Origin of the sequence: Vescimonas sanitatis (genome assembly GCF_049060325.1) — a bacterium.
Taxonomy (GTDB): Bacteria; Bacillota; Clostridia; order Oscillospirales; family Oscillospiraceae; genus Vescimonas; species Vescimonas sanitatis.
Window position 1 is genome coordinate 61,536 of the sequence record NZ_JBMGPW010000005.1, and the last position, 17,321, is coordinate 78,856.

Consider the following 17,321-nt stretch of genomic DNA (forward strand, 5'->3'; position numbering starts at 1 on the left):
CTATCCTCCGTTCACGGTGATGCGGATGGTTCCCTGCTGGTCTGTGCGCCAGATATCCGCCCCAACTGCCAGCAGCCGCTGGAGCGTCTCCTCCGACGGGTGGCCATAGTTGTTGTCGCCCACACTGATGACCGCCGCCTCCGGCGTCACCGACTTCAAAAAGCGTATATTTGAGCTATATCGGGAGCCATGGTGACTGACCACCAGCACCTCTATATCCGGCAAGGCATAGGTTTCCACCAGCTTTTTCTCGGTGCTGCCGGACATATCGCCGGTAATGAGCAGATCAAAGTCTCCGGCACTGGCCAGCGCTGTCAGGCCCAGCTCGTTCAGATCGCCGCCGGACTGCACCGGCGGATAGATGGTCAAAACGGTATCGCCCAGCGTATCGGCCGTCTCCTTCGTCACATAGGTCACCTGCGCGCCCTTCTCCTCCGCCAGCGACACCAGACGCTCCCGAACGCCATACTCATCCTCGATGTCCGGCAGGTAGACCGTCTGCACCGGGATGCGGCGCAGCACCTCGTACAAACCGTTGGTGTGATCGGCGTGGTAGTGGGTCACCACCACAGCGCTCAGTTCCCGGACGCCCATGCTGTGCAGCGTGTCGGCAGCTAGACCGCCGGGGTCTTTATAGCTGTTGCTGCTGCCGCAGTCCACCAGTGCCGTCTCACCGCCGGAGGTCAGAATGACGCTCTCGCCCTGTCCCACATCCAGCGTCAGGGCGGTCAGTACGCCGTACTGATAGTCCTGACGGTTGACCCAGATGGCCGCCGTCAGCGTCAGCACCGACAATGCCGATGCCAGCAGGTATTTCCGCTTGCCGTCCGGCGTGGCGGCACAGCCGATAAAGGCCGCGTACAAAAACAGCAGCCAGTAGATGAGATAGGGATTGGTGAAATACACCGCGTGATAGCGCCAGGACATCATGCCGTTGGCGATCCACAGGATGTACCGCACCAGCGCCCAGGATATCCAACCCAGCAGGCTGGCCAGCGGCAGCCACACAAAGCCCAGCAGCACCGTCACAAAGGCAGCCATGAAGCTCCATCCCGCCGCAGGCACCGCCAATAAGCTGGACAGCGGTGCTACCAGCACGAAAATGCGGAAATACCAGGCTGTCAGCGGGGCAGTGAACACCACGGCGCTGAGGGTGGCGGACAGGTTCGCCGCGACGAAGCACAACGCGGTCCGCAGCGGCCGACATTTTCCCTTATACCACCCGGTCAGCAGCTTGTACAGCCGGGGTGACAGCAGCACCATACCCAGCGTAGCGGAAAAGCTCAGCTGCAAGCTGACGCTGGCCGCGGCAAAGGGATTGCACAGCAGGATCACCAGCAGTGCGGCAGCCAAGCTGGTCAGAGGGTCACTGCCCCGCCGGAACAGCGGCGCGATCAGCAGGAATATCTGCATGATGCAGGCACGGACCACCGAGGGGCTCATGCCCACCATCACCATGTAAAACAGCAGCAGCGGAATGGTCACGGCGCACAGCAGTCTCTGCCGCCGGGAGATCAGCAACGCCATCAGCGTCACCAGAAAAGCGCAGTGCAGGCCGGACACCGCGAACAGATGCGCCAGGCCCGTCTCCTGCATGGCCAGATAGTCTCCGTCGTCCATAGCGGACTTGTCCCCGGTAAGCTCCGCTGTCAGAAATCCGCTGACACGCGGGTCATCCCAGATAGCGGCCACCTTCTCGCGGAAAGCTTTGCCCGCCCGCTGGGGCAGCCAGCGCAGGGCATCCCTATCACCCGCCGACAGACGCACATCCTCACGGCCATACAGCAGCGCATACACGCCCCGGGCGTTAAAATGGGTCACATCATCGCTGTCGAAATGGGCGGCAGACTGCCACTGGGCCGTGCCCGTGACCGTGTCACCCGGTCGGGCCGCCAGCAGCTCCGCTTCGCCATACAGCACGGCCCTGGCCCGATGATAGCCCTCCAGCTCCACCGTGACCCTGGCGCCGCGCTCCGTGGCCTGCGGCCAATCGCAAACGGTTGCGGTAAAGTCCGACGCCGCACCACAGCGGTCCTCTATCGGCTGGCGCACCAGGTGGTCATACCCGGCAAAATAGGCCAGCGATACCGCCAGCGGCAGCAGGATCAGCAGCCCCCGGCGAAAATATTTTTGTTTGCGTGCAGCAAACAGCCACGCAAGCGCCAGCAGCAAAACGCCCCCGGCGGCATACAGCTGCCAGCCGTTCCAGGGCAACAGTGCCGCCAGGAAGACACCGGCAGAGAAGGAAAACCCGATCGTGGCCAAAACGCGCATCGTTCTCTCCCCTCCCCCGGTCATAGTATCGTTTTATTATACCAAATATAGCTGCCCGTGACAAGAAAAAAGCCGCCCCTACGGGCGGCTTTTTGTGGTTTATACGCGTGCCAGCTTGTCATTGCACTTCTGCAAAAACCGTGCGTTGTCGATGACAGCGCGGGTATGGGTGCCCTCGCCGATCAGGCCATCGGCGTCGTGGGCCGTGACCTTGAAGGTGATCATCTTGCCGTTGGCGGAGATACCCGTCACCTCGGCAGTGGCGGTGACCTTCATGCCCACAGGAGTAGGCGCCAGGTGACTGGAACTGATCTCCACGCCCACGGTGCCCTTGCCCTCCGGCAGCTCCGGCTGCACGCACTGCATAGCGGCGTACTCCATCAGTCCCATCATAAAGGGGGTGCCGAACACCTCCAGCCCGCCGGAACCGATAGCCTTGGCGGTCATATCCGGGGTGACGGTCTTTTCAGCGGTATAGGTCATACCTACTTCGATCATAGCAATTCCTCCAATTAAGCGCTTTTCTTTAAATACATTTCTTGCCTATACGCGGGGCGGAAAAAAACCGCGAATGTCAGACGCCCAACTGTGTCCACAACTTATCGTAGAACTTCAGCGTCTCCTGTGGCAGGTTGACATAGATCTCACAGCGCTCGCGCTCCTCATCGGGAATGGCCATGATGTTGTAGATCTCCTCGTCCAGCGGCTCACCATACGTCTCCTCGTAGTAAGCGGGATACTCCGCCAGCGCTTCGGCATTGGGAGAGGCATACCAGATGTAGTCCATATTGGCCAGGTTACTGTCGGTAGAGGCGATAAAGTTGATCCACTCATAGGCCTCGGCCTTGTGCTGGCTGGACTTGAGCACACACATGGCGTCCACGAACCAGTTGCTGCCCTCCTCGGGAATGACGAAGGCCAGGTCCTCGTTATTCTCCAGCATGGTCAGATAGTCGCCGGCGTAGTACATGGTGATGGCCGCATTGCCGCCCTCCATCTTGCCGAAGACCTCGTCCATGACGAAGGCCTGATACACACCCTTGTCTTTGGCATTCTTCACCAGCTCAAAGGCCTCGGTCAGCTGTCCCTCATCGGTGGTGTTGATGTCGTAGCCCAGATAGCACAGGGCGGCCATCAGCGCGTCGCGGGAGTTGTTGATCATCAGCACCTGTCCGGCGTACTTCTCGTCGAACATAGCGCCCCAGCTGGTGATGGGCTCGTCCACCATAGTCGTGTTGTAGATGATACCCACGCTGCCCCAGGTGTAGGGTACGGTGTACTTATTCTCCGGGTCGAAGCTCAGATGGGTAAACTGGGGGTCCATCAGTTGGAAATTGGGGATGGCGGCGTAGTCCAGCTCCGCCAGCATATCCTCCTGGATCAGCCGGGCGATCATATAGTCGGAGGGTACAATCACATCGAAGTCCGCGCCGCCCATCTTGATAAGGGAGTACAACGCCTCATTGCTCTCGGCGGTCTGGTAGTTCACACGGATGCCGGTCTTCTCCTCGAATTCGGTGATCAGGGACTCATCGATATACTCGCCCCAGGAGCACACATTGACCACGCGCTCGCTGCGGGCCGCGGCACCGGTGACGATCAGTACCGCCAACAGCACACAGGCCATAGCGCCCGCGGCCAGCTTCTTGCCCAGGCCGGGATGCTTTTTCGGCGCCGGCGCAGGAGCGGCGGCCTCCGCATGGCGGCGGCTGTGGCTCTGCTGGTGGTTTTCCCGCAGGTTGATGATGGCCAGCAGGATGATGACCGTGACGAACAGCAGCGTGGATACGGCGTTGATCTCCGGGCTGACGCGCTTTTTGGTCATGCCGTAGATGGTCATGGCTAACGTGGAGGAGGACGTACCCGCCGTGAAGTAGCTGATGATGAAATCATCGATGGACATAGTGAAAGCCGTCAGCGCACCGGAGACGATACCGGGCTTGATCTCCGGAATGATGACCTTCCAGAAGGCCTGCATCCAGGTGCAGCCCAAGTCCTGGGCCGCATCGACCAAATTGCGGTCCATCTGCCGCAGCTTGGGCCCTACGGACAAAATGACGTAGGGGATGTTGAAGCAGATGTGGGCGATCAACAGTGTGCCAAAGCCCAGGGTCAGTCGCTCAGGCAGCACCACCAGTGACTGCCAGCCGTTGACCCACACGGCAAAGCTATGCCATCCGTTGAAGAATACCACGAACAGCAGACACAGGCTGACGCCGGTGACGATGTCCGCGTTCATCATGGGAATGTTGTTCACGGCCATCAGCCCGGTGCGCGCCCGGCGTCGCATACCGTAAAAGCCGATAGCGGCAAAGGTGCCCGCCACGGTGGCGATGACGGTAGCCAGCAAGGATACCAGCAGCGTGGTATACACGCTGTGCATAATGAGCCGGTCGTTCAGCAGCTCGGCGTACCAGTGGAGGGAAAAGCCCTTCCACACACTGGAGCTGTTGCCGGCGTTGAAGGAAAAGACGATCAGGATGATGATGGGTGCGTACAGGAACAGGCCCACCAGGATCATCAACAGGCGATCGCCGACGGAGTTGCCCTTTCTCTGTCTCATAGCATCACCGCCTGTTCCTCGCCCTCGCCAAAGCGGTTCATCACCAGCATACAGACAACGACGATCAGCATCATCACCAGGGAAATAGCCGCGCCCAGCTGCGGGTTATACGCCCCGCCCAGGAACTGCCGTTCGATCAGGTCGCCCAGCAACAGCTCCGTGCCGCCGCCCAGCATACGGCTGATGGCGAACGTAGACACAGAGGGCACGAACACCATGGTGATGCCGGACAGCACGCCCGGCAGGCTCAGGGGCAGGATGACCTTGCGGAACACCGTGACGGTGTTGGCCCCCAGGTCGCGGGCTGCCTCCAGCAGGGAGTAATCCAGCTTGCAAATCACAGAGTAGATAGGCAGGATCATAAAGGGTAGGTAGTTATAGACCATACCCAGCACCACAGCGCCCTGGGTGTCGATCATGGTAAAATACTCCAGGCTGCTGCCTGTCAGATGGTTGTACAGGGCAATGATACCCAGTTTCTGGAACAGCTGGTTCAGCAGGCCGTTGTTCTCCAGGATGGTCATCCAGGAGTAGGTCCGCAGCAGGAAGTTCATCCACATGGGCAGCATGATCAGTACCATGGCCGTGCGGCGGAAGCGCTCGCCCTCCCGGCTGAGAAGGTACGCCACAGGATAGCCCAACAGCAGGCAGATAGCCGTGGCAATCAGCGCCAGCTTGAAGGAACGGCCGAACACGGCAGCGTAACCGCCCATCTGGACAAAGTTGTCCAGCGTGAAGCCGCCCTCGCTGCCGGCAAAGGCATACACCACCATAATGACAATGGGGGCTACTACAAAAATAGCCATCCACACCACATAGGGCACGGCGAAACGGGAGAGCTTACTCTTCATCCTCGCTCTCCTCCTCTTCCGGCTCAGCACCGGCGTCCGCCAGTTCCTCGTATTCCTCGGAGTAAGAGGAATAGTCGCCGAACATACCGGAATACTCGCTCTTCTTCATAATGTGGAAACCCTCGGGATCGATCTTCACGCCGATACGGGCACCCACCGGAGAGTGATCGGTGGTCTGGATCAACCACTTGAAGCCGCGGAAATCCACGATGATATCATATTGCATCCCCTTGAACGTCACGTTGGTGACAGTGCCTACCAACTGGCCCTGCTCCACCGGCACGATGTCGATATCCTCCGGGCGAATGACCACGTCCACCGGTTCATTTTCGGCGAAGCCGCCGTCCACGCAGGGGAATTCCTTGCCGTACATTTTCACGACCCTGTCGCGGACCATCGTGCCGTTGAGGATATTGCTCTCGCCGATGAAGTCCGCCACAAAGGCATTCTTCGGTTCGTTGTAGATATCCTCCGGTGTGCCGATCTGCTGGATGCGGCCCTTGTCCATGACCACCACGGTGTCGGACATGGTCAGGGCTTCCTCCTGATCGTGGGTGACATATATAAACGTGATGCCCATCTGCTGCTGGATACGTTTCAGTTCGTTCTGCATATCCTTACGCAGACGCAGATCCAGCGCGCCCAGCGGCTCGTCCAGCAGCAGCACCTTCGGCCGGTTCACCAGGGCGCGGGCGATCGCCACACGCTGCTGCTGACCACCGGAGAGTTGGTCGACACGCCGGCGGTCAAAGCCCTTCAGGCTGACGACCTCCAGCATTTCACCGACACGCTGTCGTATCTCGTCCTCCGGCACTTTTGCGATACGCAGGCCAAAGGCGATGTTTTCAAACACGTCCAGATGCGGAAACAGCGCATATTTCTGGAACACCGTGTTGATCTGCCGCTTATGGGGCGGGACATCGTTGATCCTCTCGCCGTCGAAGGTCACGTCGCCGCTTGTGGGCGTGGTGAAACCTCCGATGATCCGCAGTGTGGTAGTCTTGCCGCACCCACTGGGGCCAAGCAGCGTGAGGAATTCGGAATCGTTGATGTAAAGATTGATGTGATCGAGAACCAGCTCGTCGTCAAACGCCATGCAGAGATCCCGCAGGCGAATCAACTCTTTGGACATTTATCCTCCTCCATTCATCAGTAAAATAGCCCCCCTTCGACGCGGCGGCAGCGCGTCTGTTCACGCGCTCGTTTCTGTCGAAAGATGGCGAGTACACTATATATAAAAGCGCTGGGAAAGTCAATGGATTTTTCCGTTTTTCCCCGAAAAAAATACAGCGGATGGCAAAAGCCATCCGCTGCACGGCACTCAGCCGAAATATTTGTCCCGGAAGGGCACATTTTCCACTGTAAAGCTCTGCCCGCGCAGATAGTTCAGGTGCCCCGCGTCCGTGGGCAGGTCAAAGGTCAGCTTGTAGGCATACAGGGCCTGCCGCGTCTCGCCGTAGCGGCGGTTTACGTCCCCACGGCCGTATTTGCCGTCCCCCAGCAGCGGGCAGCCCAGGTCCGCCATCGTGGCGCGGATCTGGTGGGTCCGGCCCGTCTCCAGCCCGATCTCCACCAAGCTCAGCTCTCCCCGCGTCTCCAGCACCTTGTAATCGGTAATGGCGGTCTTTCCGCCGGGGATCGGCTTATGGTACACGGACACCTGCTTTTTCTTCTCATCTTTCAGCAAAAAGCACTCCACCCGGCCTTCCGGCTTTTTCGGCCGGCCCGCGGTAATGCAGAGGTAGCGCTTGTCCATTTCCCGGTCCCGTATCTTCTCGTTGATGACCCTCAGCGTCTCGGCGTCCTTGGCCGCGATGACGATGCCGCCGGTATTGCGGTCGATGCGGTTGCACAGTGCCGGCGTAAAGGCATTTTCCCACTTGGGGTTCCACTCCCGTTTCTGGTACAGATATGCCTGGATGTGGTTGATGAGGGTATTCACCTTTTCCGTCTCGTCGGCGTGGACCACCATTCCCTGCGGCTTGTCCGCCAGCAGCAGGTGCTCATCCTCGTACACCACCGTCAGGTGCGGCTTGAACAGCGTCAGAAACAGATTTTCCTCTGAGGGCTTGTCGAAAAACTCGTCGTTGATGTATAATTGCAGCACATCGCCCGCACTGAGCCGCTGGTCCCGCTGGGCACGTCCGCCGTTTACCTTCACCCGCTTGATGCGGATGTACTTCTGCGCCAGAGCAGGCGGCAGCAGGGGCAGCGCCTTGGACAGAAATCTATCCAGCCGCTGTCCGGCGTCATTTTTTCCGATGGTCAGTTCCCGCATAACGGCGTCCTCCCCTGTGTTTCTCTGCTTATTGTACCGTGTTTTTGAAAAAAGTCAAAATATTTGTAAGAAAATGTTTGACAAGGCATTTTGTGTCGGCTATAATACTACACGTGCCATTGTGAGGTGTACTATGCGTTTGAACGTCAACAAGCTGCTGCATACCCCCGATGCCCGGCAGGACATCCGTTTTGAAATGGATCTGTCCGACTTGGAATTCGGTGGTTCTTGTCCCGTTTCCCGTCCGGTTGTTGTGGACTGCCGGCTGGAGAATAAGGCTGGGCTGCTGCTGTGCGGAATGACGTTGACCACCACGCTGCATTGTATCTGTGACCGGTGCGGTGAAGCGTACGACGCGGACAAGACGACACGCTACGGCTGCGTATTGGCAGAGGCGCGTGAGTCTGACGAAAGCGACGACATCATCCTGCTGGATAACGACGAGGTGGATGTGGAGGAGTTGGCGCGCGACGCCTTTATCCTCGATATGGACACGAAGTTTCTCTGCTCAGAGGACTGCAAGGGGCTGTGCCCCGGCTGTGGTGTGAACCTGAACCGGGAGAGCTGCCGATGCAAAAAGGCAGTGGATCCCCGTCTGGCGAAGCTGGCGCAGTTGCTGCAGAAGGATGAGTGAATTACTTTTTATTACATTGCTGCTCAGGCAATTAAGACCAAGGAGGTGTCAACATGGCAGTCCCTAAGGGAAAAGTATCCAAGCAAAGACGCAATAAGAGACGTTCTTCCGTATGGAAGCTGGCAGCTCCCACGCTGGTGGCGTGCGCCAAGTGCGGCGCGCTGCATCTCCCCCACAGAATGTGCCCGGAGTGCGGCAGCTACAACGGCCGCGAGGTCAAGGTCGTCAAGTCTGTGGCCGCGAAATAAGTTCTGTTGTGCCTTTGCAAGAGGGAAGCGCCGCTTCCCTCTTGTTTTTTACTGCTCCCACACTTTTCGTCATGGGAAGTATCAAAATCCATCGTTTTACTTTATGCTCGTGGGCGGCTATACTATATTGTGCTTGCGTCTCACGTCAAAAAACGGTATAATGAGTTGATTATTATGTGGTATTATGTCCTATTGTGGATAAGGCCGCATTTTGCATGAGTGAGGACGTATTATGAGTACCATCATCACCGCCATCGACCGGCACAGCCCCGCGGAGCGCGCCGGCGTTCAGGTGGGCGAACAGCTTCTATCCATCAACGGCCACCCCATCGTGGATGTGCTGGACTATCGTTTTTACGGCTATGATCCCCTGTCGCACCTTGAGCTGAAAACGGCGGCAGGCAACGTGCGGCACGTCACCTGCCGCAAGGCCGAAGGCCAGGACCTGGGGCTGAACTTCGACACATATCTGATGGACGAAATGCGCTCCTGTGCCAATCACTGCTTGTTCTGCTTTGTAGACCAGATGCCGCCGGGTATGCGCTCCACGCTGTACTTCAAGGATGACGACGCACGGCTGAGCTTTCTGCTGGGCAACTACATCACCCTCACCAACCTGACGGAGCGGGAGGCACAGCGGATCATTGACCTGCACATCAGCCCCATCAACGTCTCCGTCCACGCCACCGACCCACAGCTGCACTGCACCATGCTTGGCAACAAGAACGCCGCCCGGTCGCTGGACTATATCCAGGCCTTCTGCAAGGCCGGTATCGTCATGAACGGGCAGATCGTGGTTTGCCCCGGCTGGAACGACGGTGACCAACTGCGCCGCACCCTGCGGGACTTGACCGAGTGGCAGTTCTCCAGCTGCTCTCTTGTGCCGGTGGGTATCACCAAGTACCGCCAGGGTCTGGCCAAGCTAAGGCCCGTGGACAGGGACTGTGCCCGGGACATCATTGCCATCGCCGAGGAATTCGGGCTGGAAAATCTGCGCCGCTTCGGCACCCGTAGGTTCTTCTGTGCTGACGAACTGTTCCTGCGGGCCGGACTGGATCTGCCCCAAGAGGACTACTACGAGGGCTATCGGCAGCTGGAAAACGGCGTGGGTATGCTGCGCTCACTGGAGCAGGACTTTCTCAGCGCCATACGGCTGGAGGACCACGACGAGGCCCCTGCACCCTTTACCGTCGCCACCGGCACTGCCGCCGCCCCTTTTATGCGCTATCTGCTGGAGCAAGCCAGCGCTTGGTTCCCGGCGCTGCGGGGACAAGTGATCGCCGTGGAGAACGACTTTTTCGGCCACACCATCGACGTAGCCGGTCTGCTGACAGGTCAGGACCTGTCGGCGCAGCTGCAAAAGGTCCCGGATCTGGGCCGGGTGCTGCTGCCGCTGCACATGCTGCGGCACGGCGAAAACGTATTTTTGGACGACTACACCGTGGATCGTCTCAGCGCTGAGCTGGGCTGCCCGGTGCAGATCGTGGGGATAGACGGCGGCGACCTCTTGGACGCCATGCTGGATAGGGAGGAATAAACTATGGCACTGCCTTTGATCGCTATCGTGGGGCGGCCCAATGTAGGCAAATCCATGCTGTTCAATAAGATCATCGGCCGGCGGCTGTCCATCGTAGAGGACACCCCCGGCGTCACCCGCGACCGCATCTACGGTGAGAGCGAGTGGGTGGGACGCAGGTTCCGCCTGGTGGACACCGGCGGCATCGAGCCCAATACAGACAGCCAAATTCTGTCCTTCATGCGGGAGCAGGCCCAGATCGCCATCGACAACGCCGACGTCATTATCTTCGTCACGGATATCAAGACCGGCCTGACTGCCTCCGACCAGGAGGTGGCCAGTATGCTTCAGCGCAGCCGTAAGCCCATCGTGCTGGCGGTGAACAAGATGGACTCTGTGGGCGCGGTCGACCCGGATTTCTATGAGTTCTACAACCTGGGTCTGGGCGACCCCGTGGCTGTCTCCGCCGTTCACGGCCACGGCACCGGCGATCTGCTGGACGAATGCATCAAGTATTTTCCGCCGGAAACGGATGAGGAGGACGACTCCGACGTGGTACAGGTGGCCATTATCGGAAAGCCCAATGTAGGTAAATCCAGCTTGACGAACCGTATTCTGGGCGAGGAACGCGTTATCGTCAGCAATGTAGCCGGCACCACCCGCGACGCCATCGACAGCTACTTCGAGAACCAGTATGGCAAATATAATTTCATCGACACCGCCGGTATGCGGAAAAAGTCCAAGGTAGATGACAACATCGAAAAATACAGCGTTCTGCGGGCCACCATGGCTATTGAGCGCAGCGACGTCTGCCTCATTCTCATCGATGCTCAGGAGGGTGTCACCGAGCAGGACACCAAGGTCGCCGGTCTGGCGCATGACGCGGGCAAGGCATGCATTATCGTGGTGAACAAATGGGACCTGATCGAAAAGGACGACAAGACCATGGACCGTATGCGTGAGGACATCCGCCGGGACCTGAGCTATATGCCCTATGCCCCCATTCTGTTCATCTCCGCCCTGACCGGCCAGCGGGTGGGCCGTCTCTTTGAGCTGATCAACTACGTCAACGATCAGGCGGCCATGCGGATCACCACCGGCACGCTGAACAGTGTGCTGGCAGACGCGCAGACCCGCGTTCAGCCACCCACGGACAAGGGGCGCCGCCTGAAGATCTACTACATGACGCAGGTGGGCGTCAAGCCGCCCCACTTCGTCATCTTCTGCAACGACAAAAAGCTCTTCCACTTCTCCTACCAGCGGTATCTGGAAAACCAGCTCCGCAGCGTGTTCGGCCTGGAGGGCACCCCCATCGTGCTGACTATCCGCCAGAAGGGAGAGGACGACGGTTGAACCATCTCATCGGCGCTATACTGCTGGCCTCACTGGTCATATTGCTGCTGGGTTATTTCTTAGGCTGTCTCAACGGCTCGGTAATGGTCAGCCACTTCATCATCAAGGACGATGTGCGGCAGCACGGCAGCGGCAATGCGGGCCTGACCAACTTCTACCGCACCTACGGTGCCAAATACGCACTGGGTGTCATCCTCTTCGACATGGGTAAAACAGTGATTGCCTGCCTGATTGGCGGTGCAGCCTTCGACTATCTGGCCGGCGACTGGAGGCTGGGCGTCCTGCTGGGTGGCCTTGGCTGTGAGTTGGGTCATATGTTCCCGGTGTTCTTCGGCTTCAAAGGCGGCAAGGGCATCCTGTCCGGCGGCACGCTGGTGTGGCTGCTGGACTGGCGTGTCGGTCTGATCGCGTGGGGTCTGTTCGCCGCCCTGTGGTTGCTGACGAGATATGTCTCTCTCGGCTCCGTCTGCGCCGCTGCCTCCATGCCCGTCACCACATTTTTCTTCTGCGGCCGCAGCCTCCTCTACACGGCGCTGGCCGTGCTGATCGCCGCGCTGGTGATCTGGTGCCACCGGGAGAATATCACGCGCCTGCTGCATCATCAGGAACGCAAATTCCAATGGCACGCCGGCGCACCGAAAGAGAAAGAGTAAACAGAGAAAGGACATCACTGACATGAAACACAATCAGATGCGGCAGGTGGTTTTCCCCATTCTGGCCGCCTTCATCTGGGGTACCGCCTTCGTTGCGCAGGATATGTGCGCCGACTCCATCGGCGCGTTCGCCTTCAACGCCAGCCGCTACTTTATCGCGGTGCTGGCGCTGCTGGTGGTCATCGTCATCAGCGACAAGCTGAAAAAGGACAAGCCCGTCCTCTCCCCCGCCGAGAAAAAGGCCGCCAACCGGCAGCTGTGGCTGGGCGGCCTGTGCTGCGGTGCGGCGCTGGCCATGGCTTCCAACTTCCAGCAAGCGGGTATGGTGGCCGGCACTGACTCCGGCAAGGCCGGCTTCATCACCGCCCTATATGTGGTGCTGGTGCCCGTGTTCGGTCTGTTCTTCAAGCGGAAGGTCAGCCTTCCCGTATGGATCGCCGTGGCCTTGTCTGTACTGGCGCTGTATCTGCTATGCATCAAGGGCAGCTTCTCCCTTTCCCCCGGCGATCTGCTAATCTTGATCTGCGCCGTGTGCTTCGCGGTACATATTCTGGTCATCGACCATTTCACCGCCTACTGTGACGGCGTAAAGCTCAGCTGTCTGCAATTCCTGTTTGCCGGCGTTATCTCCACCGTGTGTATGTTCCTCTTTGAGGAGGTGGACTTCGCCGCCATCTGGAGCTGCATCCTTCCTCTGCTGTACGTGGGCATCTTCTCCTGCGGCGTGGGCTACACCCTGCAAATTCTGGCGCAGAAGGGTTCCAACCCCACGGTGGTCACCATCCTGCTGAGTCTGGAGAGTGTGTTCGCCGTCATCGCCGGTGCCATCATTCTCAAGCAGCAGATGTCCGTCCGCGAGTATATCGGCTGCGCCGTGATGTTCGCCGCCGTTCTTCTGGCCCAGATCGACTTCCCCGTGAAACAGAAAGCCGAATAAAGTGCAAAAAAGAAGCACCCGCTCGGGTGCTTCTTTTTTGCGCTTTTGGCTGTCTCAGAACAGCGTCACCTGACTGGTATCCGCCATACCGGCAAAGGCACCCAGCGCCTTCAGCTGCTCGATATGGGTCTTACTAAGCTTGTTGCAGATGGTGGCGAACTCCTCTACAGAGATGAAGGTTTTTCCCTTTCGCTTCTCCACCGTGTCCAGCGCCGCCGTCTCACCCAGACCGCGCACCGTTACAAAGGGAGGCAGCAGGCCGTTTTCCGTGATCTTGAAGTGTGTGGCATCGGAGTCGTAAATACTAATGGTGTCAAAATGGAAGCCCCGCAGATAGAACTCGTAGCACACCTCCAGCGTCACCAGCAGGTTCTGTTCCACGTCGGTGGCGTCCTTATTGTTCTCGATCTCCCTGATTTTCTGCTTCACCGCATCCATGCCGGCGCAGCAGTACTCCGCGTCGAAGGCCTTGGCCCGGATGGAGAAGAACGTAGCGTAGAATGCTAGAGGTTGGTGGACTTTGAACCACGCGATGCGGAATGCCATCATCACATAGGCCACAGCGTGGGCCTTAGGGAACAGATAGCCGATCTTGGCCAGAGAGCCGATATACCAATCCGGCACCTGATGCTCCCGCATAGCCTCCTCCCAGCCGTCCTCGAAGCCCTTTTTCTTTACTTTGCCCTTACGCACCGCCTCCATGATCTTAAAGCTCATCTTCGGCTCCAGCCCCATGGAGATTAGGTACAACATGATATCATCGCGGCAGCCCACCGTCTCCAAAACGCTGGCCGTGCCGCCCACGATCAAGTCCCGGGCATTGCCCAGCCACACGTCGGTACCGTGGGAGAAGCCGGACAACCGTACCAGGGTATTGAAATCCTGGGGCATGGTATCCATCAGCATACCGCGGGTGAACCGGGTGTTGAACTCCGGGATAGCCACGGCGCCGGTGGGACCCAGTATCTCGTCATTTTCAAAGCCCAGCACCTTGGACGAGGTGAAAATACTCATGGTATCCGGGTCATCCAAGGGGATGGCCCGCGCGTTCACGCCGGTCAGGTCCTCCAGCATTTTGATCATGGTGGGGTCATCGTGTCCCAGCATATCCAGCTTCAGGAGGTTGTCCTCCATGCAGTGATACTCGAAATGAGTGGTCACAGTGTCGCTGTTGGCATCGTCTGCCGGGTGCTGCACCGCGGTAAAATCCTCCACATCCATATCATCCGGCACCACCACCAGCCCACCGGGGTGCTGCCCCGTAGTACGCCGCACGCCCACGCAGCCCAGCGTCAGGCGATCCAGCTCCGCGTTGGAGGCCGTCTCGCCCCGTTCCTCCAGGTATTTCTTCACCATGCCGAAGGCGGTCTTTTCCGCCAGGGTACCGATGGTCCCCGCCCGGAACACCTGGGTCTTGCCGAACATCTCGATGGCGTGCTGGTGTGCCCGGGCCTGGTACTCACCGGAGAAATTCAGGTCGATATCCGGCACCTTACCGCCGCCGTAGCCCAAAAACGTCTCAAAGGGGATGTCAAATCCGTCCTTAGCGTACTTTGCCCCGCACATCGGGCAATTCTTATCGGGCATATCCGCGCCGCAGCCGTAGCTGCCATCGGTGATGAACTCAGTATGGCGGCATTTGGGGCAGCGATAATGGGGCGGCAGGGAGTTCACCTCCGTAATGCCGGACATATACGCCACCAGTGAGGACCCCACACTGCCCCGGCTGCCCACCAGATAACCGTTTTCCAGGCTGCGCTGCACCAGCTTCTGGGCGGACATATACACCACGTCGTACTTGCCCAGAATGCTTTTCAGTTCCACGTTCAGCCGGTCCACGATCAGCTGAGGCGGCTCGTCGCCATACAGCTCGTGACACTTGTCCCACACTCTGTCATGAAGTTCCTGCTCCGAATTCTCCAGCCGCGGCGGGAACAACCGTCCCGGCGGCAGCAGCTCGATCTCCTCGATACGGTCGGCGACGCCGCGCGGGTCATCGATGACCACCCGATGCGCTTCCTCTTCACCCAGATAGGCAAACTCCGCCAGCATCTCCTCCGTGGTCTTGAAGTAAATGGGCAGGGGTGCGTCGGCGTCGGCAAACTTCTTGCTGGCCAGCAGGATATGGCGGTATACCTCGTCCTCCGGCTCCTGGAAGTGCACATCACCGGTGGCGCACACTGGCTTGCCCAGCTCCCGGCCCAACCGGACGATAGTACGGTTGAACTCCCGCAGCTCCTCCTCTGACTGCACCGCGCCGTTGCGAAGCATGAACATATTATTGCAGATGGGCTGTATCTCCAGGTAATCGTAGAACGATGCGATGCGCTTCAGCTCCGCCCAGTCCTTGCGGTCCGCCACCGCCCGGAACAGCTCGCCTGCCTCACAGGCTGAGCCGATAATGAGGCCCTCCCGATGGGCGATCAGCTCCGTCTTGGGGATAATGGGCACACGCTTGAAATACTTGAGGTTTGAAGCTGAGATCAGCTGATACAGATGCTTCAGACCCAGCTTGTTCTTCGCCAGGATGATAATATGCTTGGGGTGCCGGCTGCCGCCGCCCCGGGGCCGCAGCTTCTCCATCTGCCCGTTGATCTCCTGCAGACGGGAAATTCCCATCTCCCGCCGCATTCTCTCAAAAAAGGGTATCAGCATATACCCCACCATCCCCGCGTCGTCCGACGCCCGGTGGTGGTTGAAGGCGGGCAGATCCAAATGCTCCGCTACGATGTCCAGCTTATGTTTGTGCAGCTCCGGCAGCAGGTTCTGCGCCAGGATCAGGCTGTCGATGTACGTGGGGTCGAATTCCAGCCCCGCCCTGCGGCATCCGGCCCGGATAAACCCAATGTCGAACTCCGCATTGTGGGCCGCCAGCGGTCGCCCGTCCACGAATTTCAAAAACGCCGCCAGTGCTTCCTCCGGCGGCGGCGCGTCCGCCAGCATGGCATCCGTAATGCCCGTCAGGCCGATGATCTCCGGCGTCAGCCGACGGCCGGGGTTCACGAAGGTCTGAAACGTATCCGTGATCTTCCCGTTTTTCAGCACCACTGCGCCGATCTCCGTGATGGCCTCCCGCTGTACCTTCAACCCGGTGGTTTCGATGTCGAAGCACACGATCTCGTCGTCAAAGTCCTGATCCTGCGCACCGTGTACGGCAATGCGGTCGTCCAGGTTATTGACATAGTACCCCTCCACGCCGTACAGGATCTTGATCTTCCCCTTGCCCGCGTCCCGCGCCTTTGGGAATGCCTGCACCGTGCCGTGGTCGGTAATGGCAATAGCCGGGTGGCCCCATGCTGCCGCCTGCTTTACCACCTTGCCCACATCCGTCAGAGCATCCATGCTGCTCATCTGCGTATGCAGGTGCAGCTCCACCCGCTTCTCCGGTGCATTGTCCTGCCGGGCCGTATGGCTGATCTTCATAATATTCACCGGCCGCAGCAGGATATCCTTCCCGTCGTAGGTCAGTTCCACCTTGCCCTGCAGGCGCAGCCACATCCCGTCGTTGATCGCGCCGCCCAGCACCTTGGCCTCTTTTTCATCCATGGCCTTCCGCACGGCCACGGAGCCGCGCTCATCGGTGATGTTGAAGTTCAGCGTCCACATGCCCTTGCGCCGTGTCTCATAGCACTCTGCCTTGAATACCCGGCCCTCCACAATGGCGCTGCCCTGCTTGATATTCAGTTCGCCGATAGGCGTCAGCTTTCCGGTGATCGTCTTGCCCCAGATCACCCCGTTGTCGCCCTTTTGCTCGCCGGTGCCGCAGAAATGCAGCAGCACCTGCCGCAGATCATACTGCTGCGCCAGCATCTGCTGCAGGGCGTCCTGCGCCGTCTGGGGCAGTGTCTCACTGCTCTCTATCTGCACCTCCAGCGTCCGGCCCGCCATATCCAGCGCGCCGCTGATGATGCAGGCATCGTGCAGCAGCAGGCGCAGCTGCCGCGGCGCCTGAAAGCTCTCAAACAGCGTAAAAAACGGTACTCTCTCCGCCATGTTTCTCCCCTATCGTATCTC

At 59.0% G+C, this 17,321-nt stretch carries 13 protein-coding genes; 6 read left to right on the forward strand and 7 right to left on the reverse strand.

Going from position 1 to position 17,321, the window contains the following annotated elements; genetic code table 11:
- The 6 genes from ACOMDU_RS07445 to ACOMDU_RS07470 form a co-directional block, all read right to left on the reverse strand.
- Nucleotides 1-2,274 (reverse strand): DNA internalization-related competence protein ComEC/Rec2, encoded by a 2,274-nt coding sequence (locus ACOMDU_RS07445; RefSeq protein ID WP_421129763.1) that lies wholly within the window; start codon nucleotides 2,272-2,274, stop codon nucleotides 1-3.
- Between the two features lie 99 nt (nucleotides 2,275-2,373).
- Nucleotides 2,374-2,772 (reverse strand): thioesterase family protein, encoded by a 399-nt coding sequence (locus ACOMDU_RS07450; RefSeq protein WP_421129764.1) that lies wholly within the window; start codon nucleotides 2,770-2,772, stop codon nucleotides 2,374-2,376.
- A gap of 76 nt (nucleotides 2,773-2,848) precedes the next feature.
- Nucleotides 2,849-4,837: an extracellular solute-binding protein gene (locus ACOMDU_RS07455; protein ID WP_421129765.1), complete on the reverse strand. Its 1,989-nt coding sequence runs from the start codon at nucleotides 4,835-4,837 to the stop codon at nucleotides 2,849-2,851.
- Nucleotides 4,834-5,688, reverse strand: a complete 855-nt coding sequence (locus ACOMDU_RS07460; protein WP_022136352.1) for an ABC transporter permease — start codon at nucleotides 5,686-5,688, stop codon at nucleotides 4,834-4,836. Before ACOMDU_RS07460 ends, ACOMDU_RS07455 begins: the two co-directional genes overlap by 4 nt.
- On the reverse strand, nucleotides 5,678-6,820 hold the full coding sequence (potA, locus tag ACOMDU_RS07465; RefSeq protein WP_022136351.1) for a spermidine/putrescine ABC transporter ATP-binding protein: 1,143 nt from the start codon (nucleotides 6,818-6,820) through the stop codon (nucleotides 5,678-5,680). Before potA ends, ACOMDU_RS07460 begins: the two co-directional genes overlap by 11 nt.
- A 189-nt stretch (nucleotides 6,821-7,009) precedes the next feature.
- Entirely contained in the window at nucleotides 7,010-7,966 is a 957-nt protein-coding gene (locus ACOMDU_RS07470) for an RluA family pseudouridine synthase (protein ID WP_421129766.1), read from the reverse strand.
- A gap of 133 nt (nucleotides 7,967-8,099) precedes the next feature.
- Between ACOMDU_RS07470 and ACOMDU_RS07475 the strand changes: the two genes are divergently transcribed.
- The 6 genes from ACOMDU_RS07475 to ACOMDU_RS07500 all read left to right on the forward strand — a co-directional run bounded on the left by ACOMDU_RS07475 (nucleotide 8,100) and on the right by ACOMDU_RS07500 (nucleotide 13,307).
- Entirely contained in the window at nucleotides 8,100-8,600 is a 501-nt protein-coding gene (locus tag ACOMDU_RS07475; protein ID WP_421129767.1) for a YceD family protein, read from the forward strand.
- Nucleotides 8,601-8,653: 53 nt separating this feature from the next.
- On the forward strand, nucleotides 8,654-8,848 hold the full coding sequence (gene rpmF / locus ACOMDU_RS07480; protein WP_022136348.1) for a 50S ribosomal protein L32: 195 nt from the start codon (nucleotides 8,654-8,656) through the stop codon (nucleotides 8,846-8,848).
- A 232-nt stretch (nucleotides 8,849-9,080) separates the two neighbouring features.
- Complete coding sequence (locus tag ACOMDU_RS07485) at nucleotides 9,081-10,385, forward strand: DUF512 domain-containing protein (protein ID WP_421129768.1); 1,305 nt, start codon at nucleotides 9,081-9,083, stop codon at nucleotides 10,383-10,385.
- A gap of 3 nt (nucleotides 10,386-10,388) precedes the next feature.
- Nucleotides 10,389-11,717, forward strand: coding sequence for a ribosome biogenesis GTPase Der (gene der, locus ACOMDU_RS07490; protein WP_421129769.1), 1,329 nt, complete (start codon nucleotides 10,389-10,391; stop codon nucleotides 11,715-11,717).
- A complete protein-coding gene (locus tag ACOMDU_RS07495; protein ID WP_421129770.1) occupies nucleotides 11,714-12,370 on the forward strand; it encodes a glycerol-3-phosphate acyltransferase in 657 nt (218 codons plus the stop codon). The genes der and ACOMDU_RS07495 overlap by 4 nt, the downstream gene beginning before the upstream one ends.
- 22 nt (nucleotides 12,371-12,392) lie before the next feature.
- The gene (locus ACOMDU_RS07500) at nucleotides 12,393-13,307 is read left to right on the forward strand and encodes a DMT family transporter (RefSeq protein WP_421129771.1); all 915 of its coding nucleotides are present in this window, start codon (nucleotides 12,393-12,395) and stop codon (nucleotides 13,305-13,307) included.
- Nucleotides 13,308-13,361: 54 nt separating this feature from the next.
- On the opposite strand, the gene ACOMDU_RS07505 is transcribed toward ACOMDU_RS07500, so the two are convergent.
- Nucleotides 13,362-17,300, reverse strand: coding sequence for a PolC-type DNA polymerase III (locus ACOMDU_RS07505; protein WP_421129772.1), 3,939 nt, complete (start codon nucleotides 17,298-17,300; stop codon nucleotides 13,362-13,364).
- Nucleotides 17,301-17,321: the final 21 nt, after the last annotated feature.